Origin of the sequence: Pseudomonas sp. Q12-87 (genome assembly GCF_001269755.1) — a bacterium.
In the GTDB taxonomy this organism is placed as follows: domain Bacteria; phylum Pseudomonadota; class Gammaproteobacteria; order Pseudomonadales; family Pseudomonadaceae; genus Aquipseudomonas; species Aquipseudomonas fluorescens_S.
In genome coordinates, this window is sequence record NZ_LHVI01000019.1 from 25239 (window position 1) to 47057 (window position 21819).

Genomic DNA, 21819 nt, shown 5'->3' on the forward strand with positions numbered 1-21819 from the left:
CATAAGCCGCCATCACGACAACAACGGATATGTACGCCGAATCAGGAATGTTTCACAACCGGCCTTGCCGCCCCGAGCCCCAGCCCAGCCGAACGGCGCATCACCCCAAGAACAGCCAGCGTCGCGACCACCAACCCCGGTGAAGTCGCCAACAATACGGCAGCAGTCCCACCCCCAGCCGCCAGGATCTGTCCAGCCGCCAAAGGACCTGCAACCGAACCCAACCGTCCGATAGCGACCGCCGCACCTACGCCAGTCGCGCGCACAGCAGTGGGGTAGGAGGGCGGTGCCAGGGCATAAAGCACCAACTGCGCAGCCATGACAAACAACCCCGCGGCGAACCCTGCCATCGCCATCGGCACGATGCCGACGGACAAGCCGACCCCGGCCAGGGCGCTCAGCAGACCGGCATAGACAAACAGCACCACCTTCACGCCATTGCAGCGGTCCAGCAACAGGCCACCCAGTAACGAGCCAAGTGCACCACCGATGTTGAACAGCATCTGCACCAAGCCGGCCTGAGGTTTGCTGAAGCCCTGTTCCACCAATAACGATGGCAGCCAGTTCAGCAGCATGTACATGACCGTCAGGGTGAAAAAATAGCTCAGCCATAGCGCCACGGTAGTACGGCTGCGACCTTCAGCGAACAGCGCCTGGGCGGTTGTGCCGCGCCGTTGGCCGCCATCCTGCGCCTGGCGAAAAGCGCTGGATTCAGGCAGCCACAACAGCATCAGCGGAACCACCAACAAGGGAGCCAAGCCACCGATGAAAAAGGTCATCTGCCAGTGCTCGCCAAAAACCATGGCGACCACCGCGGCCAAGGCACCGCCCAACGGCACCCCCGCATACATCACGCTGATGGCCGTGCCACGGCGTTCTTCTCCCACGGCTTCGGCACACAACGCAATGAGGTTGGGCAGGGCGGCGCCCAGGCCCAGGCCGGTCATGAAGCGCACCAACAGCAGGCTGGAAAAATGCTCGACATGCGCAGTGCTGAGGGAAAACACACCGAACAGCAGGACGGCGGCGATGAGGATCTTCTTGCGACCGATGCGATCGGCGATCCAACCGCCGAAGAACGCCCCAGGCAAAAGGCCGATGATCCCGGCGCTGAAAACCCAACCCATCATTTTCGGGTCCAGGGCAAACGTCTGCCGCAAGCCGGCGGCGGCAGTGCCGGCCGATTGCAAATCGAAACCTTCGATCAACGCAACGATAAAACACAAGGCAATGGTCAGCGTCGCACGACGCGCCGGCTGGTTCATGGCAAATCCTCTTATTGTTTTTGTCCGGACACCGGCCTGGGAAGCAGTCCGGTCGCTGGATTTAAGATTAACAAAGCTAACTAAAAAATGAATGACATGCAGTGGAGGGCTGTAAGTGGAAGGATTCGGCCGAAGAATCAGAGGCTTAAGCATAAAGACCGAACAAAACAGTAAATTGGTTAATGATATTAATGTTCGATTATCGGTCACTGCAGATTGACGAAGCGCCATCACCGTTTCCATTCTTGGTGCGCATGGCCCGCCGACACCCAAGGCCGGCCGATCAAAAACAACAACAATAAGTGGACTCGAACATGCCGAAAATTGCCCGGGGCGCTGTTGCGCTGCGTCCTGTTTCACCCTTCGTCCCCCTGCTGGCCAGCCTCGGCTTGAGCCTGGGTTCCAGTGCCGTACTGGCCGAGGGATTGCTCGACGACAGCCACGGCACCTTGACCCTGCGCAATTACTACCTGGACCGCGACTACAAGGACGACGGCACCAAGACTGCAGCGCGGGAATGGGCCCAGGGCCTGATGATGAACGTGGAGTCCGGGTTCACGCCGGGCACCGTCGGTTTCGGCATGGACGCCCGGGGATTGGTGGGCATCAAGCTCGATTCGTCGCCGGATCGCAGCGGCACTGAACTGCTGCCGGTCTCCAGCAGCGACAAACGTGCAGCCGACGAATATTCGCGCTTGGCGCTGACCGGCAAGCTGAGGGTCGGCCAGACTTTGGTAAAGACCGGCGATGTCTCGATCTTCCTGCCGTTTGCCTTTGCCAGTCCGTCGCGCCTGCTGCCGCAAACCTTTCGCGGCACGACGCTCAGCTCCAAGGATATCGACGGACTGACGTTGAACACGGGCTACATCGACCGGATCAACCGCCGCGACTCCACCGACTACCAGCCGATGACCATCGCTTCGCCCAATCGCCGTTTCAATGGCGCGGCAACCTCGTCCCACATGGCGTATCTGGGCGGTGATTACCAAATCAATAAAGACCTCAGCGTGCGGGCCTACCACGCCGAAGTGGCGGACCTGTACCAGCAGGACACCCTGGCATTGCTGCACAACCTGCCGTTGGGCAACGGTGTGTTGACCACCGACTTGCGCAGCTTTTTCAGCGATGACAACGGTGCTGCCAAGGCGGGGAAAGTGGATAACCGCAATGTCTCGGCGCTGATCGGCTATCGCTTGGGTGGGCATCGCGTGAGCCTGGGTTACATGCATTCCAGCGGCGATACGGCCACGCCTTATGTGTCCGGCACCGAGTTGATGGGCTTGAGCGAAATGACCATGAGTTCGGATTTTCTCAACGCCCGGGAACGCACCTGGCAGGCGATCCATGATTATGACTTTGCGGCCGTGGGCGTACCGGGCCTGAGGACACGACTGCGTTATGTGCGCGGCGATCACATCGACCTGGCGGCCCTCAACGCCGAGGATCGCAAGGAGCGTGAATTCCAGATGGAACTGGGCTACGTGATCCAGGGCGGCCCGCTGAAAAACGTCGGGCTGCTGGCGCGCAAGTCGATCTACCGTAACGATTTTCCAGGCACGGCGGCGTTTCGCGATGAAAACCAGACCCGGTTCCTGGTGACCTACAGCGTACCGATCTGGTAGCGAACGGTGTGCCTGTCAGTTACTGCTGATAAACCTTCTTCAACAGCCGCAACAATTGCGTCCGCTCGCCGTCCGAAAGCGCCGCCGTGGAATCCAGATCGCTCTGCACGGCAATCTGCTGGAGTTCTTTGAGCAGGGTCTCTCCGGTCTTGCTCAGGAAAATCCCGTACGAACGCTTATCCGGCTTGCAGCGCACGCGCACGGCCAGGGCCCGGCTCTCCAGTTTGTTCAACAGCGGCACAACCTGTGGCGGCTCTATCGCCAGGGCCTTGGCCAGGTCGGCCTGCATCAGGCCAGGATTCTGGTCGATGATCGCCAGGGCCGAAAATTGGGCGGGCCGTAAATCGTGCACGGCGAGCCGGTTGATAAGGTTCTGGAACAATTTCAACTGGGCGCGGCGCAGGGCATAACCGATCAGGTCATCCAGCGCGGCGTCCAGCGGCGCCTGCGCGTCGGTACCGGTGGCCAGTGGCTCAACGGGTTCGGCAAGCTTGGAAGACTTGGTCATCGAAGTGAACATCCTCAAGGTGAGTGGTTAACAAGGCTATCCAGTTTGCCGGGGTTGCGCCGCCGTGGCTACGGCCGAGCGCGAAATTCAAGATCCCGCCAATCCCAGCAAGTACTCAGAAAATACAGATAAACGAATTAATAGTTAATTGACATAACTAAATTTGCGGTTTAGCTTTTACTCATCTTCAGCCAAGAACAAGAGAGCGCGCATCATGAGCAATTACGACGGTCGCTGGAAAACGGTCAAGGTCGACATTGAGGAAGGCATCGCCTGGGTCACCCTCAATCGCCCGGAAAAACGCAACGCCATGAGCCCGACCCTCAACCGCGAGATGATCGACGTGCTCGAAACTCTGGAACAGGATCCCGCCGCCGGTGTACTGGTGCTGACCGGGGCCGGCGATGCCTGGACTGCGGGCATGGACCTCAAGGAATATTTCCGCGAAGTGGATGCCGGGCCGGAAATCCTCCAGGAAAAAATCCGTCGCGAAGCCTCGCAATGGCAGTGGAAATTGCTGCGCATGTACGCCAAGCCCACCATTGCGATGGTCAATGGCTGGTGCTTCGGTGGTGGTTTCAGCCCTCTGGTGGCCTGCGACCTGGCGATCTGCGCCGACGAAGCGACTTTCGGCCTGTCGGAAATCAATTGGGGCATTCCGCCTGGCAACCTCGTCAGCAAGGCCATGGCCGATACCGTGGGCCATCGCCAATCGCTGTACTACATCATGACCGGCAAGACCTTCGGCGGGCAGAAAGCTGCCGAGATGGGCCTGGTCAACGAAAGCGTCCCCTTGGCGCAACTGCGTGAAGTCACCGTTGAACTGGCGCGCAACCTCCTGGAGAAAAACCCGGTGGTGCTGCGGGCCGCCAAGCATGGCTTCAAGCGCTGCCGCGAACTGACCTGGGAGCAGAACGAGGATTACCTGTACGCCAAGCTCGACCAGTCCCGTCTGCTCGATACCGAAGGCGGCCGCGAGCAGGGCATGAAACAGTTCCTCGACGACAAGAGCATCAAGCCCGGCCTGCAAACCTACAAGCGCTGAAGCGCCAAGGCGAACAGCGGGCGCATCCCGCTGTTCGCCGTGTCGCCCTGGCGCTACTGTTACACCGCTTTGATGCATTCCCGATAAAGACAATAAAGAGGAATCACCATGCTGGACGTGCCCCTGTTGATCGGCGGCCTGTCGTGTCCCGCCCGTGACGGCCGGACCTTCGAGCGCTGCAATCCGGTAACCGGTGAGGTGGTCTCGCGCGTTGCCGCCGCCACCCTGGAAGATGCCGATGCCGCCGTGGCCGCCGCGCAAGCCGCGTTTCCCGCCTGGGCCGCGCTGGCCCCCAACGAACGCCGCACCCGCCTGCTGCGCGCGGCCGAGCAATTGCAGGCTCGTAGCGGCGAATTCATTGCGGCTGCCGGCGAGACCGGTGCCATGGCCAACTGGTACGGTTTCAACGTGCACCTGGCGGCAAACATGCTGCGCGAAGCCGCTGCCATGACCACCCAGATCAATGGCGAAATCATTCCTTCGGATGTGCCCGGCAGTTTTGCCATGGCCTTGCGTCAACCCTGCGGCGTGGTACTGGGTATCGCACCGTGGAACGCGCCGGTGATTCTCGCCACCCGCGCCATCGCCATGCCGCTGGCCTGTGGCAACACGGTGGTGCTCAAGGCTTCCGAGATAAGCCCGGCCGTGCATCGGTTGATTGGCCAGGTGCTCCAGGACGCCGGTTTGGGCGACGGTGTGGTCAATGTCATTTGCAACGCCCCGGCCGATGCGCCGGCGATTGTCGAGCGCTTGATCGCCAACCCGGCGGTACGCCGAGTGAATTTCACCGGCTCGACCCATGTCGGCCGTATCGTCGGTGAGCTGTCGGCGCGCCACCTCAAGCCGGCCTTGCTGGAATTGGGCGGCAAGGCACCGTTGCTGGTGCTGGACGACGCCGACCTGGACGCAGCAGTCGAGGCCGCAGCCTTCGGCGCGTACTTCAACCAGGGGCAGATTTGCATGTCCACCGAGCGCCTGATCGTCGACGCCAGCGTGGCCGACGCCTTTATCGCTCGGCTGACCGCCAAGGTCGCCACGCTGCGCGCCGGCGATCCCGCAGCCGGTGATTCGGTGCTCGGTTCGCTGGTGGATGCCGGCGCCGGCCTGCGCATCAAAGGGCTGATTGACGATGCCTTGGGCAAAGGGGCAACGCTGCTGGCGGGCGGACAATTGGACGGCAGCATCCTGCAGCCGACCCTGCTTGATGGCGTCACCGAACACATGCGCCTGTACCGCGAAGAATCCTTCGGCCCCGTGGCGGTGCTGCTGCGCGGTGACGGCGATGAAGAACTGCTGCGCCTGGCCAACGACTCCGAATTTGGCCTCTCGGCGGCCATTTTCAGCCGCGACACCGCGCGTGCACTGGCCCTGGCCCAACGAATCGAATCGGGCATTTGCCACATCAATGGTCCGACCGTGCACGACGAGGCGCAAATGCCCTTCGGCGGGGTCAAGTCCAGTGGTTACGGCAGCTTTGGCGGCAAGGCGTCGATCGAGCATTTCACCCAGTTGCGTTGGGTGACCCTGCAGAACGGTCCACGGCATTACCCGATCTGAAACCCGCCGCACCGCAGGCGACGCGCTTCGAATCCGTCGACCGGTGCAGGCCAGAATAACAATGACAAGGCCGCAGCCAGACGCTGCGGGGCTGCGCTCGCTTTGTGCGAACCGAGTCTGCCTTGGTGGAGGAAATGTACGTGAGTTCCCTATTCAGATCGTCCTCCCAACCCGGCCCAGGGCGTTATCGCCAGGTGTCGATTGGTCATCCCGCCGTCGAAGTCACGCAAGAGCACGGCATCTTGCACATGCGCTCCCTCGAGCCCTTGGCCCCGATGCCGGCGCGTCTGCTCGATCGCCTGGTGCATTGGGCCGAGGTGCGTCCGCAACAGACTTTCATCGCGGCTCGCGAGGCTGGCGGCGACTGGCGCAGGGTCGGTTATGCCGAGATGCTCGAGCGTGTCCGGGCCATCGCCCAAGGCCTGCTGAGCTTCGGTTTGTCGGCCGAAAGGCCCTTGGTGTTGCTCTCGGGCAATGACATCGAGCATTTGCAAATGGCCCTCGGCGCGATGTACGCCGGGATTCCGTACTGCCCGGTGTCGCCGGCCTATTCATTGCTCTCCCAGGATTTCGCCAAGCTGCGTCACGTCTGCGACCTGCTGCAGCCAGGGTTGGTGTTCGTCAGCGAGGCCGCACCGTTCGAACGAGCGATAAATGCGGTATTGCCGGCGGATATTCCCTTGGTTACGGTGCGCGGCGAGGTACCGGGGCGAGCCAGGACCGGTTTTGCCAGCTTGCTGGCACAACCCGGCGGCGTCGAGGCCGAGAGCGCTTTCGCGGCCACCGGCCCGGACAGCATCGCCAAGTTCCTGTTCACCTCGGGCTCCACCCGGCTGCCCAAGGCGGTGATCACCACTCAACGGATGCTCTGTGCCAATCAACAGATGCTGTTGCAGACCTTTCCGGTGTTTGGTGAAGAGCCGCCGGTACTGGTGGACTGGCTGCCGTGGAATCACACCTTCGGCGGCAGCCACAACGTCGGTATCGTGCTGTACAACGGCGGCACATTTTACCTGGACGACGGTAAGCCCACGGCCCAGGGCTTTGCCGAAACCCTGCGCAACCTCAAGGAAATCTCGCCCACCGCCTACCTGACCGTCCCCAAGGGCTGGGAGGAATTGGTCACTGCCCTGGAGCAGGACGCTCAATTGCGCGAGCGCTTCTTCAAGCGCATCAGCCTGTTCTTCTTTGCTGCGGCCGGCCTGTCACAAAGCACTTGGGATCGCCTCGACAGGGTCGCCGAGCAGCACTGCGGGGAGCGCATCCGCATGATGGCGGGCCTGGGCATGACTGAGGCTTCGCCGTCCTGCACGTTCACCACCGGGCCATTGTCCATGGCCGGTTACATCGGCCTGCCGGCCCCTGGTTGTGAAGTGCGCCTGGTGCCGGTGGACGGCAAGCTGGAAGGACGCTTTCGCGGGCCGCACATCATGCCTGGCTACTGGCGCTCACCGCAGCAGACGGCCGAGGTGTTCGACGAGGACGGTTTCTACTGCTCGGGAGATGCGATCAAGCTGGCCGATTCGAGCAATCCGCAGTTGGGATTGATGTTCGATGGGCGGATCGCCGAGGATTTCAAATTGTCGTCCGGTGTGTTCGTCAGCGTCGGGCCGCTGCGCAACCGCGCGGTGCTGGAAGGCACGCCTTACGTTCTGGACTTGGTGATTACCGCGCCTGATCGCGAATGCCTGGGCGCGCTGGTATTGCCACGGCTGGCGGAATGCCGACGTCTCTCAGGCCTGGGCCCGGACGCCAGTGATGCCCAAGTGCTCGCCAGCGCAGCGGTCCGCCAGTGGTTCGCCGACTGGTTGCAACGCCTGAATCGCGAAGCCAGCGGCAACGCCAGCCGCGTGGAGTGGATTGCCTTGCTCGATGAACCGGCGTCCATCGACCGCGGCGAAATCACCGACAAGGGCTCGATCAACCAAAGGGCAGTGCTGCAATGGCGGGCGGAAAAAATCGAGGCGTTGTACCGCGGTGAAGACACATCGATCCTGCGTGCGGGATCGCAAGGCTAGATAGAACCCCCTGTGGGAGCGAGCAAGCCCGCTTCCACAGTTCGTGGTACTTAACGCCGTCCGAGCAGCAGGCCCACCACCAAACCAAAACCGGCGGAAATCGCCACGGTTTGCCATGGATGTCCGCCAATATAGACCTCAGTGGCATCGACCATCGGACGGGTGCGTTCGCGTGCGCTGTTCAGCGAATCCAGGGCCTGTTGCAGTTTCTGGGAGATCTGGCCGCGCAGGTTTTCCGCGTCTTCGCCAACCAGCGACACACTGCTTTTGAGCAGCTTTTCTGATTCTTCGATCAGTGCCTGCAATTCGCTGAACGCTTGATCCTTGATTTGCTCTCCGTTGGCTTGGACAGTGCTTTTACGGGCCATTGAGGTACTCCTTGGTGATGGTGCAGTGAACAATGGAGTGCGGCGCCTGGGCAAAAGTTGCAGTGACCGGCCTTCGCAGCGCAGCCCATCACAAATGGGTTAAGACGTTTCCCTGCAAGGTGTAAGATGGCGCCTATTTACGCAACAGGTAATTCCCATGAGTTTCAATCTGGCTGACAAGCCCTTGGCCGAGCGTGCCGCGCTGGAAGACGAAAAATCCCGACTCTTTGAACTGTGGCAAAACAACCTGGGCAAGGCCAAGGGCGATGCCGCCCGCCTGTTCGGTGAGCGTTCCAAACGCAAGGGTAAATGGGCCGAGTGGGTGCGTGCCGAGCTGGATGGCATGTCGCCGCCCGAATACGCCAACATGGTGCGCAGTGAAGTCAATCGCCTGATGGCCGCCAACAAGTAAGCCTTATGAGAAGGTCGCGACGATGGACTCACGAACCCTGACCACCGCCGGGTCCATCTGCGTGGGGGTTCGCCAGCCCAATTCGATAGGGTAGCGGGGCAGAGCCAAGGGGCAGGGCAGCAAGGCCAGGCCGCTGAGGGATGCGATGGCCCGGGCGGCGTGGGCCGGAATGGTCGCCACGGCCTGGCTGCCCCTGAGCAGGAACGGTAGCGCGGCGAAGTGCGTGGTCGAGGCGCATACCCGCCGGCTCAGGCCAAGCCCGGCCAACCCTTCATCGGTAATGCCGATAAAACCGCCCGACGACACCAGCAAATGCTCACGAGCCACGAATGCGTCGAGGCTGAGCACCTGCTGGCCCTCCGTCAGGCTGGCCGGGTCCACCAGGCAGGCGTAATCGCCTTCGCCCAGGACGTGACGGCTTAGCAACCGCTGCGCAAATCCGCCCGCCGTGATCGCCAGATCAAGGTTGCGCTCCATCAGGGCCCGTCCGACGATCTGGCTGTGGGTCTGCCGGAAAATCAAGCGCAGGCCCGGGGCCCGGCGGGCCACTTCCTCGATCAGCTGTCGCCCGTGGGCAATCTCGAAATCATCAGATAAGCCAACGATCACCGAACGGCCTTCGTAATGGCTGGCGTGCGGGTCGACCATCGCCAGGCTCTGGCGGCATTTGTCCAATGCGTCGCTGATCACCGGCTTCAGCTGATTGGCCCGCAGGGTGGGCGCCAGGCCTCGACCGGTGCGCACGAACAATGGGTCGCCATACAAATCTCGAAGTCGGCGCAGGGCCGCGCTGATGGCTGACTGGGTCACGCCCACGCGCAAAGCCGCACGACTGGCGCTGGATTCGTCGTGCAGGGCTTCGAAGATCTTGAGCAGGTTGAGGTCGACGTCGGCGATATTCATATGGCTCATATCATTTAGCAGCGATTGGGGCTTTATTCATGATCGGCTGGCGTCTGAAAATCAGCAACACCTGATGACCTGAGGAGTTGCAAACCATGCCCAAATCCATTGTCGCCGCCCTGCAGATAGGTTCGATGCCTGGGGGCAAAGAGCAGACCCTGGCGCAGATTCTTTCCTATGAAGATGCCATACGCCAGGCCGGTGCCCGTCTGGTGGTGATGCCCGAAGCCCTGCTGGGCGGATATCCGAAGGGTGAGGGGTTCGGCACTCAGCTGGGTTATCGTCTGCCGGAGGGGCGCGAGGCATTTGCCCGCTATTTTGCCAACGCCATTGACGTGCCCGGTGTCGAGATCGAAGCACTGGCCGGCCTTTCGGCACGCACCGGAGCGAGCCTGGTGCTGGGGGTCATAGAGCGAGCCGGTAGCACGTTGTACTGCACCGCGCTGTACTTCGAACCCGATGCCGGCCTGGTGGCCAGGCACCGCAAGCTGATGCCCACCGGCACCGAGCGGCTGATCTGGGGCATGGGCGACGGTTCGACCTTGCCGGTGGTCGACAGCCAGGTCGGTCGTGTCGGCGCGGCGGTGTGCTGGGAAAACATGATGCCGCTGCTGCGCACCGCGATGTATGCCAAAGGCGTGCAAGTCTGGTGTGCGCCGACGGTGGATGAGCGGGAAATGTGGCAGGTGACCATGCGCCACATCGCCCACGAAGGTCGCTGTTTCGTGGTCAGCGCCTGCCAGGTCCAGGCCTCGCCGCAGGCGTTGGGCATCGACGTACCGAATTGGCCGGCCGAGCGTGCGCTGATCGCCGGTGGCAGCGTAATCATCGACCCGATGGGCGAGGTGCTGGCGGGGCCGCTGAAAGACACGGCCGGGTTGTTGACGGCTGAAATCGATACCGATGAACTGGTGCGGGCACGCTACGACTACGACGTGGTCGGGCACTATGCCCGGCCCGACATCTTCGAGCTGGTGGTGGATGAGCGCGCCCGGCCCGGCGTGCGTTTTACCGGCTGATCACCATGTGGCCGTGGAGCCCCGCAAGTCGAGGGTGCCGCGATCGACGAAACGCATCGTGCCGAACAAACCACCGGCGAGCTTGCCCTTGAGTACATAGGGCAGGTTGTCCAGGCGTTGGGTCTGGCTCAGGCCCAGGGTCTGGCGCAGGACAGTAAACGCCGAGATGCTCACGGGGACCGTCAGTATTGCTTCGGAAAAACGGGGGATGGAGCCGGTCTGGTCACTGACCCCGGTCGCGAGCGTACGGCCGTTGACCTCCAGGTCCAGGGCCACGCCGTTGTAGTCGATGGTGGTTTCGTTGGGGTTCTGCAGGCGCAGCTTCACGGCAAAGCGCACCTCCAAGTCCTGGCTGGCCAAGGGTTCGATGCCGACTACATTGATATTCAGCGGATCACGGTGGGGGAAGAGGGCGCAGGCGCTCAGGTTGAGCAAGATCAGTAAGAGGGACAAGCCGAAGATTCTGCGCATGGGTAGTGGTTCTCATAATAAAAAGGCAGAGCTATCGCTCACCATAACTCACAATCTCCAACGCCGGAGGCAAGCGGGTAGGCTCCTGACAGTTTCTGACACCAGCCTCTGCTAATCTGCATCATCTTTTTCCCGGACAATCCATCGTGTCGCGAACCAGTCGACTGCTCACTCTGCTGCAAGTCCTGCGAGGCAAGCGTTGCCCGGCCACCGCCGCGAGTCTGGCTAGCGAACTGAAGGTCTCGGAGCGCACGGTATACCGCGATATCGCCGAACTGACAGCCCTCGGCGCGCCGATCCAGGGCGAGGCGGGTATTGGCTATGTGTTGCGCAGTGGGCTGTTCCTGCCGCCGCTGATGTTCACCGCCGATGAAATCGAGGCCATTGTCCTGGGCTTGCGCTACGTCGACCAGCGTGCCGACGAGGTGCTGGGCAAGGCCGCTGCCGATGCGTTGGCGAAGGTTGCCGCAGTATTGTCGCCAGACGTGCGTGATGCCTTGCGCAATCCCACGGTCCTGCCCGGGCCAGCGGGTTATGGCTATCCGCAGAACACGGTGGAGCTGAACGTGTACCGCCAGGCCATTCGCGCCCAAGCCAAGCTGCACATCGATTATGCCGATGTGAACAAAACCCCGAGCCAGCGCTTGATCTGGCCCCTGGCCCTGGGCTTTTTCAATGAGGCGCGGGTGGTGGTGGCCTGGTGTGAACTGCGCGGCGCCTACCGGACCTTTCGCACCGATCGGATTGCCGCCGCCACCGAACAGGGCGAGCGATACCCCGGCCGACGCAGCGATCTGCTGCGGGCCTGGTTCGCGCTGATGAAAGTCGATGAGTCAGGGCGTTTTACTCCTGACAAAAACTGACACAGCGCTGGTCTAGCATGGAGCCAGATCGATTAAACAAGGAGCCGTATCATGTCCAATCCAGTCGCTTCCCTGGCCCCGGCCATCGCCGGTTACATCGCCGCCGCCAATGCCTGCGACAGTTCTGCTGTGACGCGTTTTTTTGCCGAGGATGCCAACGTGTTCGATGAGGGCCAGCACCGCGTCGGTACCCAGGCCATCGCCCAATGGATGGAGGACACCGCCCGGCGCTTCCGGCCCCGGGTTGAAGTGCTCGATGTCCAGCAGCGCACCGGCAAGGTGCTGGTACACAACCTGATTTCCGGGACATTCCCGGGCAGCCCGCTGGAGTTGCGCTACACCTTCCGCCTCGATGGACAGGGCAAGATCACCCGCCTGGATATCTCGACCTGAAGGCGCAACCTGGAAGCTGTTCGGGTAGTTTCATGGTGCAGGTGTAATCACTCGCTCAAGGGGCATGGCATACTCCTCACCTTCGTTTACCGGACCTGGGCCGTATGACTTTCGACTCCCCCCTGAGCGCCTGGCAGCAAGCCATCGAACAGCACGGCTTCGTCCAGGACGAGGCCCAGGAATTGGCCATCATGGCCTTGGAACAATGCCATCAGGCCTTGCATGAAGGGCGCAAGTCAATCAAGGGTGTCTACCTCTGGGGGCCGGTGGGGCGTGGCAAGACCTGGTTGATGGACCGTTTCTACGAAAGCCTCAGGGTCCCGGCCCGCCGCCAGCATTTCCACCATTTCATGGCCTGGGTGCATCAGCGTTCGTTCCAGCTCACCGGTACCCCAGACCCATTGCAGGCTCTCGCCCGGGAACTGAGCCAAGAAGTCCGGGTGCTGTGTTTCGACGAGCTGTTTGTCAACGACATCGGCGATGCCATCATCCTCGGGCGCCTGTTTCAGGTGATGTTCGAGTTGGGAATGGTCATGGTCAGCACGTCTAACCTGCCGCCGGAGGAACTCTATGCCAACGGCCACAACCGGGAGCGATTCCTGCCGACCATCACCGCCATCAAGCAGCACATGCAAGTGGTGCCGGTGAATGGCTGGCAGGATCACCGCCAGCATCCGGGCACGCTGCAGCAGCGCTATTGGGTGCGCGAGGGCGGGCAGCCCGACCCGCTGGCCGAAGTCTTCGGCCAATTGGCCGCAGGACAGGCGTTGGGCAACGGGCCGGTGGAAGTCGGGCATCGATTGCTGGAGCCGATCCAGGCCAGCGATACGGTGCTCTGGAGCCGCTACTTCGATGTATGCGAGCAACCGTTCTCGGCCGTGGATTTCATGGCCCTGTGCGACCGCTTCAGCGTCATCCTGCTCAGTGATGTGCCCAGCCTCAGCGCCGTGCAACGCGAAGGACGCATCGCCCGCGGTACGGAAGATGGCGTCGAGCGGGTCGAGGCCGGTGATCGCGAGCTGCCGCAGTTGTCGGTCCATGACGATGGCGTTCGGCGCTTCATTGCCTTGGTCGACGAGTGCTATGACCGCAAGGTTCCGCTCTACCTTTCGGCCCAGGTGCCCATGGATGAGTTGTACACCGAGGGCTATCTGCAATTCCCGTTTCGCCGTACGCTCAGCCGCTTGCAGGAAATGCAATTGCAACGTTTCGGTCAGCCCGCCTGACCAGCCACCCGCCGACGGCCAGGCCGCCGGTTTTACTCAAGAGAGATGGTAATGGTCATGGAAGAAGCCAGGGATGTCCTGGTACTGCAAGCCAGCTACAGCAATCCGGTCCACGCTGAAGCGATCTGTCATGTGCTCAACGCCTATGCCGAGGATCCGATGGGGGGCGGTCATTCGCTGCCCGCTGAGGTGCTGCTGCACCTGCCCGAGGAATTGGCCAAGCGCCCCCATGCATTCAGCGTACTGGCGTTCGTCAACGGCGAACCGGCCGGGCTGGTCAATTGTTTCGAAGGATTTTCAACGTTCGCCTGCCGGCCGCTGGTCAATATCCACGACGTGGCGGTAATAAAGGAATTTCGTGGGCTCGGGTTGAGCCAGAAGATGCTGCAGAAGGTTGAGGACATTGCCCGCCAGCGCGGTTGCTGCAAGATCACTCTCGAGGTGCTCGAAGGCAATGCCGTGGCCCAGGCCAGCTATGCCAAGTTCGGCTTTGCCGCCGGCATGTTTGACCCCGCCCACGGGCGTATGCAGTTCTGGATCAAGCCCCTTCAGGCGTGATGCTGTTCAATCGGGTGTTGTTGGAATGACTGGCGCGGGAGCAAGCTCCCTCGCCATAAATTCCCTAGATCCCTAGCCGCTCAGCATTGCCTGTAGAAGCGGGGCGCCTATCGATTTCGTTACTTCTGTACGACTTCAGCCACCGGCGCCTTGGGCTTCATCAGGCTGAAATCGATCAGCCCTTTGTGCTGGCTTTCGTACGGGTTGCCGATCAACAGCGGCCGTGCCTTGAAGTCTTTGCTGACCAGGCTCTTGCTGCGATCCAACTCATCGAAACTCAGGCCCGCCAAGTCTGCCCAGGTATGGATCAGTTGGGAGCTGCTGTAGGGCCGTGACAGATCGCCGGCAAAGCTCCAGTCGTGGGTTTCGCGCCACTTGGGCGAAGCCCAGGCCATGAACGGGATGGTGTACATCGGCGCGGTCGGCTTGGCTTCGTTGCGGCCCAGGGTGCTGTGGCCCACCGAGTCGAAGACATCCTCCCCATGGTCCGACAGGTACAGCAGGAAACCATTGGGGTCGCTCTTGGCGTAATCCTTGATCAGGCTGGAGACCACGAAGTCGTTGTACAGCACGGCGTTATCGTAGCTGTTGTAGGTCGGGACCTGATCGTCGCGCAGGCCCGCCGGTACGCCCTGGCGGTCGGTGAACTTGTCGAAGGTCGGCGGATACCGGTACTGATAGCTCATGTGGGTACCGAGCAGGTGCACCACGATCAGTTTGCGCGGTGCGCTGTCGGCCAAGGCCTTGTTGAACGGCTCGATCACATCGCCATCGTACTGGGCGGCGTTCTGGTTGCGGTTGTTGTTCAGGTACACCTGTTCATCGGCCTGCTGGGAGAAGGTCGTGAGCATGGTGTTGCGCTTGGTCATGGTCTGCTGGTTGGTGATCCAGAAGGTCTTGTAGCCCGCCTGTTTCATCATGCTGACCAGCGATGGCGTGCTCAAGTACAGGTCTGGGTTCTCTTCGTCAGCGAACGTCAGCACTTGCTGCAACGCTTCGATGGTGTAGGGGCGCGGTGTGATGACATTGTCAAAAACCGACAGTTGGTCCTTGAGCTTGTCCAGTTCCGGCGTGGTTTCCCTCGGGTACCCATAAAGGCTCATGCGCTGGCGGTTGGTGGATTCGCCGATGACCAGTACCAAAGTGGCTGGCTGGTCAGCCATGGTGTCCTTGAGATTGCGCAGCGGCGCGATGTTGCTGGCGCTATGGAGCATGCCCTGCATGTTTTCCAACTGCTCACCGTAGCGACGATAGGCCACCAGCATCTGCCATGGCACCGCCGGCTCGATGCGATCTTCGAACTTCTCGAGGCCTCCGGCGAAGCTGCCGGTACGCTGGGTCTGCTTGATCAGCGGATAACCGACCACCGCCAGCACAATGGCGGCTGCCGCTACCAGGGCCTGGCCACGTGGCAAGTAAACCGGGCGAACCCGAGTCCACAGCAAATAGCCGACAACGGTATGGGCCAGGAACGCGGCGACCATCCACCAGGCAAAATATTGCGTCAGGTACTCGCCCGCTTCAGACACGTTCGATTCGAACATGATGAAGATGACGCTCTGGGAAAATTCCTGCTGGTAAATGAAGAAGTAGCCCAGGCTGGCCATGGAGCAAGCCCACAGCACGATGCCGATCAGGGCGGCGAGCAGGCGGGTGCGGGCGGGGAAGAGCAGCAGGGGCGCGAGCCACACCGCACTCATCACGAACGCTTGGCGAAACCCCGTGAAGCCGGACGTGTCACTCAGCAGGATGAGCAGTTGGGTGATGCCCGAGAAATACCAGAAAAACAGAAAAAGCCAGCAAAGTCCGGCCCAGTCGAAACCTTTCGCAGTCGTTTTGCTGCGTTTGAACAAACTCATCAAGCGCTCCAGCCTCAATCGACGCAGCAGCCGGCACCGGATTGGTGACCGCAGGCCCGCGCCGAGCAACCTTAAAGGTTGCGAGTATCACGATTGGGGTGTGAAAACTTTGTGAGTTTTTCGGTTATAAAACGCTGGCTTGAGTGCGAAAGCACCTGAGGCCAGGGAGTTTGCTCCTGCGGGGGCGAGTAGCGGCCCCAGGTTTTTGCGGTTGCTGCGCAACCGAGTGGGAGCAAGCCCCCTCGGCACAGATATTGCCTGCCATGCCGCGGGCGCGTTTACCGCGCCACAGCCTGGCCTTGGTGGGGGAGTTGTGCGTGTTGCAATTGCATGCGCAACTGCATCACTTCATCGAGCAGCAGATCACGTTCCTCCTTGAGAAGGCGCAATTCGTCGCGACGAATGGTTACATAAAGGGTTTGGGGAGGACGTGCGGTAACGACAGGGCCCATTGCTCACCTCGCAAATGGCTACATCAACTATAGAGATGCCGCCAGGTTTTGGTCGACACCTCTACTATCGGCGCCGATTCTGATTTCTTTTGCTTGTGATTGGAACTTTTTTATTTTTCATGGTCGCTGTGTCTTCGGCCGGATCTTGAGCGTTATCCCTTGTGATCGCTCGAATTACCCGGAAACTATGTCGCAATGCTCTGGACTAACCTCCAACTGTCGTTTGAGCTAAACCTTTGACTTACCTTTATTTGTAGTAGGGAGCATCAGCACATGCAACTCGGGATCATCGGACTGGGCCGCATGGGCGGCAATATTGCGCGGCGCCTGATGCTCAATGGGCACACCACCGTCGTCTATGACCGCAATGCCGCTTTCGTCGAAAACCTGAGCCAGGAGGGCGCGACAGGCGTCGCGGACCTGCCGGCGCTGGTCGCCGGCCTGGAGAAACCGCGGGCGGTCTGGGTGATGCTGCCGGCCGGCGCACCCACCGAAGACACCATCAATGTCCTCAGCGATCTGCTTGAGCCGGGGGATGTGATCATTGATGGCGGTAATACGTATTACAAGGACGACATCCGACGCGCCCAGGCCCTGTCGGAAAAAGGCCTGAGCTACATCGACGTTGGCACTTCCGGCGGCGTTTGGGGCCTGGAGCGTGGCTATTGCATGATGATCGGTGGCGACACCGACGTGGTGAAACGCCTGGATCCGCTGTTCGACAGCCTGGCGCCGGGCATGGGCGACATTCCGCGCACCCGCGACCGCAAATCGGACGATGACCGTGCCGAACGTGGTTATATTCACGCCGGGCCGGCAGGCTCCGGGCATTTCGTGAAGATGATCCACAACGGTATCGAATACGGGATGATGCAGGCCTTTGCCGAGGGTTTTGACATCCTCAAGACCAAATCCAGCGAAAGCCTGCCGCCGGAACAGCGTTTCGACCTGAACGTGGCCGACATCGCCGAAGTCTGGCGCCGTGGCAGCGTGGTTTCGTCCTGGTTGCTGGACTTGACCGCCGACGCGCTGGCCAGCGATCCGAAACTGGACGGTTTTTCCGGCGAAGTCGCCGACAGCGGTGAAGGGCGCTGGACCATCGAGGCCGCCATCGAACAAGCGGTGCCGGTCCCGGTACTTTCCAGCTCGCTCTTCGCCCGTTTCCGTTCCCGCCAGCAAAGCACCTATGGCGACAAAATGCTCTCGGCGATGCGCTTTGGCTTCGGCGGCCATGTGGAGACGCCGAAAAAATGACCTCGATCGCCAGCAAATCCAAGGCAGAACCCGCGCCGCCGACCACGTTGTTCCTGTTCGGCGCCCATGGCGATCTGGTCAAGCGCCTGCTGATGCCGGCGCTCTACCACCTCAGTCGTGACGGTCTGTTGGGCGATGGGCTGCAGATCATCGGTGTCGACCACAACGCCATCAGCGACGTGGACTTTGCCAGGAAACTCGAGGACTTCATCCGCAACGAAGCGGCGAGCAAGGGCGGCGATGCCGACCGCGCGCTCGATCCGGTGCTGTGGGCCAAATTGGCCCGGGGCATCAGCTACGTCCAGGGTGACTTTCTCGATGACAGCACCTACCAGGCGCTGGCGGCTAAAATCGCCGCCAGCGGCACCGGCAACGCGGTGTTCTACCTGGCCACCGCGCCGCGCTTTTTCAGTGAAGTGGTCAGCCGCCTCGGCGCGGCCGGGCTGCTTCAAGAGCAGGAGGATGCTTTCCGGCGGGTAGTGATCGAGAAGCCGTTCGGCTCCGACCTGCACACTGCCGAAGCATTGAATACCTGCTTGCTCAAAGTAATGAGCGAAAAACAGATCTATCGGATCGACCATTACCTGGGCAAGGAGACGGTGCAGAACATTCTCGTCAGCCGTTTCTCCAACAGCCTGTTCGAGGCATTCTGGAACAATCACTACATCGACCACGTACAAATCACCGCCGCCGAAACCGTCGGTGTAGAGACCCGTGGCAGTTTTTATGAGCACACCGGCGCCCTGCGGGACATGGTGCCCAACCATCTCTTCCAATTGTTGGCGATGGTGGCCATGGAGCCGCCGGCCGCATTTGGCGCAGACGCGGTACGCGGGGAAAAAGCCAAGGTGGTGGGGGCCATTCGGCCCTGGTCGGTGGAACAGGCTCGTGCCAATTCGATACGCGGCCAGTACACCGCCGGCGAAGTCGCGGGTAAACCGGTCTGCGGCTATCGCGAGGAAGCCAACGTGGCCGCCGACAGCAGCACCGAAACCTACGTGGCCCTGAAGGTCATGATCGACAACTGGCGTTGGGTGGGCGTGCCGTTCTACCTGCGCACCGGCAAGCGCATGAGCGTGCGGGATACGGAAATCGTCATCTGCTTCAAGCCGGCACCTTACGCGCAGTTTCGCGACACCGAAGTCGACGAATTGCAACCGACCTACTTGAGAATCCAGATTCAGCCCAATGAAGGCATGTGGTTCGACTTACTGGCCAAGCGGCCGGGGCCGGCCCTGGACATGGCCAATATCGAATTGGGTTTTGCCTACAAGGACTTCTTCGAAATGCAGCCGTCCACCGGTTACGAAACCCTTATCTACGATTGCCTGACCGGTGATCAGACGCTGTTCCAGCGCGCCGACAACATTGAAAACGGCTGGCGTGCGGTGCAGCCGTTTCTCGATGCCTGGCAGCAGGACGCCACGGTCCAGCCGTATAGCGCCGGAGAAGACGGCCCGTCGAGCGCCAATGATTTGCTGACACGCGACGGTCGCGTCTGGCATGGCCTGGGATGAGCGATCCGTTGAAACAGCCCATCCGCTTTTTGCTCAGTGACATGGACGGCACCCTGCTGCTGCCCGATCACAGCCTGAACCAGCGCACCATCGAAGCCGTGCGTTCGCTGCGCGAGGCCGGCGTGTTGTTCAGCCTCGCCACCGGGCGCCCGCCTCGGGCGATGCTGCAGCAGATCGAGGCCTTGGGCGTCGACCTGCCTACGGCCGCGTTCAATGGTGGCACGCTGGTACACCCGGACGGCAGCTTCCTGGCGGTTCATTACCTGCCGCCCGAGGCGGCCCTGGCCACGCTGGCGCTGTACGCCGACCAGCCAGGCATCGAGGTGTGGGTCTTTGCCGATGACGATTGGCTGGTCCATGACGCCAACGGTCCCATGGTGCCGGTGGAAACCCGTGGCTTGGGCTATCCGCCTGTGCAGGTGGAGAGTTTCGAGCCTTACCTGGACCGTATCGACAAGATCGTCGCCACCAGCGCCAACACGGATTTGTTGGTGGAGCTGGAGGCTCGGTTGCATCCGCTGCTCAAGGGCCAGGCTCAAGTGTCACGTTCGCAGCCGATCTACCTGGACGTCACGGCGATGAAAGCCAACAAGGGCGAAGCGCTGTCGACCCTGGCGGCATTCCTGGAGGTGCCGCTGGAACAGACGGCCGCCATGGGCGACGGCGGTAACGACCCGGCGATGTTCCATCGCGCGGGCTTGTCGATTGCCATGGGGCAGGCGGAGGAGGCGATCAAGCGTCAGGCCGACGTGATTACCGCAGCCAACACCGAAGATGGTGCGGCCCTGGCGATCGAGCGATACATCCTGCCACGCTGACCCTGGCTCTTGTGGCGAGGGAGCTTGCTCCCGCTGGGCTGCGCAGCAGCCCTGGCCCTTCGATCTGAATCAGCAATGAGATATCACAGGCTGTCTTGAGGGGCGCTTCGCGCCCCAGCGGGAGCAAGCTCCCTCGCCACAGGGTTTCGCTCAGCCCAGCATTTCTACAGCCAGTACGTCACCGCATACCACCCCAAGCCGCCCATCACCACGGTGTAGGGCACCGCCATCCAGACCATCCGGCCATAGGACAGGCGAATCAGCGGGGCGATTGCCGAAGTCAGCAAGAACAGGAAAGCGGCCTGGCCGTTGGGCGTGGCGACGCTGGGCAGGTTGGTGCCTGTGTTGATGGCCACCGCCAAGGTCTCGAACTGTTCGCGGCTCATGTGTCCGGAAACAAAGGCTTGCTTGACTTCGGTGATGTAGATGGTTGCCACGAAGACGTTGTCGCTGATGGCCGACAGCAGGCCGTTGGCGATGAACAACATGCCCGGTTGCTGATCGGCGGGCAGGGCCAGGACCCATTGGATAAGCGGTGTGAACAGCTGCTGATCATGAATGACCGCGACCACGGCAAAAAACACCACCAGCAACGCAGTGAATGGCATGGCGTCCTTGAACGCAGTGCCGAGCCGGTGCTCGTCGGTGATTCCGGTGAACGCGGTGATCAACACAATGACCATCAGGCCGATCAGGCCGACTTCAGCAATGTGCAGGGCCAGGCCAACGATCAGAATCAGCGCGGCGATGCCCTGTACGATCAGGGCCGCGCGTTGGCGTGAGGTGCGTTCGCGATTATCTTGCTCGGCATAATCAGCCAGCACGGCGCGGACATTGTCCGGCAACAGCGTGCCATAGCCGAACCAACGCAATTTTTCCAGAATCACACAGGTCGCCAGCCCAGCCACCAGCACCGGTAGCGAGACGGGTGCGACTTTCAGGAAGAAATCCGCGAAATGCCAACCCATCTCATGGCCGATCAGCAGGTTCTGCGGTTCGCCTACCAGGGTGCATACGCCGCCCAGGGCCGTACCTACGGCGCCGTGCATCAGCAGGCTGCGCAGGAATGCCCGGAACTGATCCAGGTCGGCATGGTGCAACGATGGTAATTCATGATCTTCATCGACGCTGCTGTCCAGACGTGGGTCGTTGCCCGACGCTACGCGGTGATACACCGCATAAAATCCCACCGCAGCGCTGATAATCACCGCTGTGACGGTCAGGGCATCGAGGAACGCCGACAGGAACGCCGACAGGAAGCAGAACATCAAGGCCAGCAATGCCTTGGAGCGCACGCCCAACAGCAGACGCGAGAACAGGAACAGCAGCAGGTCCTTCATGAAGTAGATCCCTGCCACCATGAACATCAGCAGCAGGATGACTGGGAAGTTGTGCAGCAGTTCGTCGTACAGCGCCTTGGGCGTGGTCATGCCCAACACCAGGGCCTCGATCAGCAGCAGCCCGCCGGGCATCAAGGGGTAGCACTTGAGGGCCATGGCCAGGGTGAAAATAAACTCCACGACCAATAGCCAGCCGGCAGCGACGGGCCCCACAGCCCATAGCACCACGGCATTGAGAATCAGGAAACTGATGATGCACGCCTTGTACCAGCGCGGGGAATGCCCCAGAAAGTTGTGCGCGAACGCTTGAGCCATTGAACCGGGCATTGGCTGCTCCTTTTAATTAGAAGC

Annotated in this window: 21 protein-coding genes; 13 read left to right on the forward strand and 8 right to left on the reverse strand. The window is 61.2% G+C overall.

The annotated features are described in order from the left end of the window. Positions 1-41: 41 nt before the first annotated feature. Positions 42-1265, reverse strand: a complete 1224-nt coding sequence (gene mhpT / locus AD663_RS12085) for a 3-(3-hydroxy-phenyl)propionate transporter MhpT (RefSeq protein ID WP_053213803.1) — start codon at positions 1263-1265, stop codon at positions 42-44. A 314-nt stretch (positions 1266-1579) separates the two neighbouring features. Between mhpT and AD663_RS12090 the strand changes: the two genes are divergently transcribed. Then, positions 1580-2887 carry an OprD family porin gene (locus AD663_RS12090; protein WP_053213804.1) on the forward strand — a complete coding sequence of 436 codons (1308 nt, stop codon included), beginning with the start codon at positions 1580-1582 and terminating at the stop codon, positions 2885-2887. 19 nt (positions 2888-2906) lie between these two features. Here the strand turns inward: AD663_RS12090 and AD663_RS12095 are convergent, their stop codons facing one another. Next, the gene (locus tag AD663_RS12095; RefSeq protein WP_003181174.1) at positions 2907-3395 is read right to left on the reverse strand and encodes a MarR family winged helix-turn-helix transcriptional regulator; all 489 of its coding nucleotides are present in this window, start codon (positions 3393-3395) and stop codon (positions 2907-2909) included. A gap of 214 nt (positions 3396-3609) precedes the next feature. On the opposite strand from AD663_RS12095, the gene AD663_RS12100 reads away from it, so the two are divergent. From AD663_RS12100 to AD663_RS12110, 3 genes are all read left to right on the forward strand, one after another. Continuing rightward, entirely contained in the window at positions 3610-4440 is an 831-nt protein-coding gene (locus tag AD663_RS12100; protein WP_003181176.1) for a p-hydroxycinnamoyl CoA hydratase/lyase, read from the forward strand. Positions 4441-4548: 108 nt separating this feature from the next. Further along, positions 4549-5997 carry an aldehyde dehydrogenase gene (locus AD663_RS12105; protein WP_053213805.1) on the forward strand — a complete coding sequence of 483 codons (1449 nt, stop codon included), beginning with the start codon at positions 4549-4551 and terminating at the stop codon, positions 5995-5997. Between the two features lie 140 nt (positions 5998-6137). Beyond that, positions 6138-8015, forward strand: a complete 1878-nt coding sequence (locus tag AD663_RS12110) for a feruloyl-CoA synthase (protein ID WP_053213927.1) — start codon at positions 6138-6140, stop codon at positions 8013-8015. 50 nt (positions 8016-8065) lie between these two features. On the opposite strand, the gene AD663_RS12115 is transcribed toward AD663_RS12110, so the two are convergent. Continuing rightward, on the reverse strand, positions 8066-8383 hold the full coding sequence (locus AD663_RS12115) for a YqjD family protein (RefSeq protein WP_003181181.1): 318 nt from the start codon (positions 8381-8383) through the stop codon (positions 8066-8068). 157 nt (positions 8384-8540) lie between these two features. Between AD663_RS12115 and AD663_RS12120 the strand changes: the two genes are divergently transcribed. Next, a complete protein-coding gene (locus tag AD663_RS12120) occupies positions 8541-8795 on the forward strand; it encodes a hypothetical protein (protein ID WP_003181187.1) in 255 nt (84 codons plus the stop codon). 3 nt (positions 8796-8798) lie between these two features. Here the strand turns inward: AD663_RS12120 and AD663_RS12125 are convergent, their stop codons facing one another. Beyond that, a complete protein-coding gene (locus AD663_RS12125) occupies positions 8799-9707 on the reverse strand; it encodes a LysR family transcriptional regulator (protein ID WP_053213806.1) in 909 nt (302 codons plus the stop codon). Between the two features lie 86 nt (positions 9708-9793). Here AD663_RS12125 and AD663_RS12130 point away from each other — a divergent pair, with 86 nt between their 5' ends. Beyond that, complete coding sequence (locus AD663_RS12130) at positions 9794-10717, forward strand: carbon-nitrogen hydrolase family protein (protein WP_003181191.1); 924 nt, start codon at positions 9794-9796, stop codon at positions 10715-10717. On the opposite strand, the gene AD663_RS12135 is transcribed toward AD663_RS12130, so the two are convergent. Continuing rightward, a complete protein-coding gene (locus AD663_RS12135) occupies positions 10718-11188 on the reverse strand; it encodes an LEA type 2 family protein (protein ID WP_003181193.1) in 471 nt (156 codons plus the stop codon). Positions 11189-11334: 146 nt separating this feature from the next. On the opposite strand from AD663_RS12135, the gene AD663_RS12140 reads away from it, so the two are divergent. The 4 genes from AD663_RS12140 to AD663_RS12155 all read left to right on the forward strand — a co-directional run bounded on the left by AD663_RS12140 (position 11335) and on the right by AD663_RS12155 (position 14228). Next, positions 11335-12051 (forward strand): YafY family protein, encoded by a 717-nt coding sequence (locus AD663_RS12140; protein ID WP_003181195.1) that lies wholly within the window; start codon positions 11335-11337, stop codon positions 12049-12051. 51 nt (positions 12052-12102) lie between these two features. Beyond that, the gene (locus AD663_RS12145; protein WP_003181197.1) at positions 12103-12444 is read left to right on the forward strand and encodes a nuclear transport factor 2 family protein; all 342 of its coding nucleotides are present in this window, start codon (positions 12103-12105) and stop codon (positions 12442-12444) included. Between the two features lie 104 nt (positions 12445-12548). Then, complete coding sequence (zapE, locus tag AD663_RS12150; protein ID WP_003181198.1) at positions 12549-13670, forward strand: cell division protein ZapE; 1122 nt, start codon at positions 12549-12551, stop codon at positions 13668-13670. 57 nt (positions 13671-13727) lie between these two features. Beyond that, positions 13728-14228, forward strand: a complete 501-nt coding sequence (locus tag AD663_RS12155) for a GNAT family N-acetyltransferase (RefSeq protein WP_003181200.1) — start codon at positions 13728-13730, stop codon at positions 14226-14228. 119 nt (positions 14229-14347) lie between these two features. Here the strand turns inward: AD663_RS12155 and AD663_RS12160 are convergent, their stop codons facing one another. Beyond that, a complete protein-coding gene (locus AD663_RS12160; protein ID WP_003181202.1) occupies positions 14348-16087 on the reverse strand; it encodes a phosphoethanolamine transferase CptA in 1740 nt (579 codons plus the stop codon). A gap of 278 nt (positions 16088-16365) precedes the next feature. Further along, on the reverse strand, positions 16366-16539 hold the full coding sequence (locus AD663_RS29080; protein WP_172680601.1) for a DUF6026 family protein: 174 nt from the start codon (positions 16537-16539) through the stop codon (positions 16366-16368). A gap of 249 nt (positions 16540-16788) precedes the next feature. On the opposite strand from AD663_RS29080, the gene gnd reads away from it, so the two are divergent. The 3 genes from gnd to AD663_RS12175 are packed head-to-tail and all read left to right on the forward strand — an operon-like array spanning position 16789 to position 20128. After that, entirely contained in the window at positions 16789-17793 is a 1005-nt protein-coding gene (gnd, locus tag AD663_RS12165) for a phosphogluconate dehydrogenase (NAD(+)-dependent, decarboxylating) (RefSeq protein WP_225970875.1), read from the forward strand. Beyond that, positions 17790-19310, forward strand: coding sequence for a glucose-6-phosphate dehydrogenase (zwf, locus tag AD663_RS12170; RefSeq protein WP_053213807.1), 1521 nt, complete (start codon positions 17790-17792; stop codon positions 19308-19310). The genes gnd and zwf overlap by 4 nt, the downstream gene beginning before the upstream one ends. After that, entirely contained in the window at positions 19307-20128 is an 822-nt protein-coding gene (locus AD663_RS12175; RefSeq protein ID WP_053213808.1) for a Cof-type HAD-IIB family hydrolase, read from the forward strand. The genes zwf and AD663_RS12175 overlap by 4 nt, the downstream gene beginning before the upstream one ends. A 164-nt stretch (positions 20129-20292) precedes the next feature. Here the strand turns inward: AD663_RS12175 and nhaB are convergent, their stop codons facing one another. Next, on the reverse strand, positions 20293-21795 hold the full coding sequence (nhaB, locus tag AD663_RS12180; RefSeq protein ID WP_003181212.1) for a sodium/proton antiporter NhaB: 1503 nt from the start codon (positions 21793-21795) through the stop codon (positions 20293-20295). Between the last annotated feature and the right edge of the window lie 24 nt (positions 21796-21819).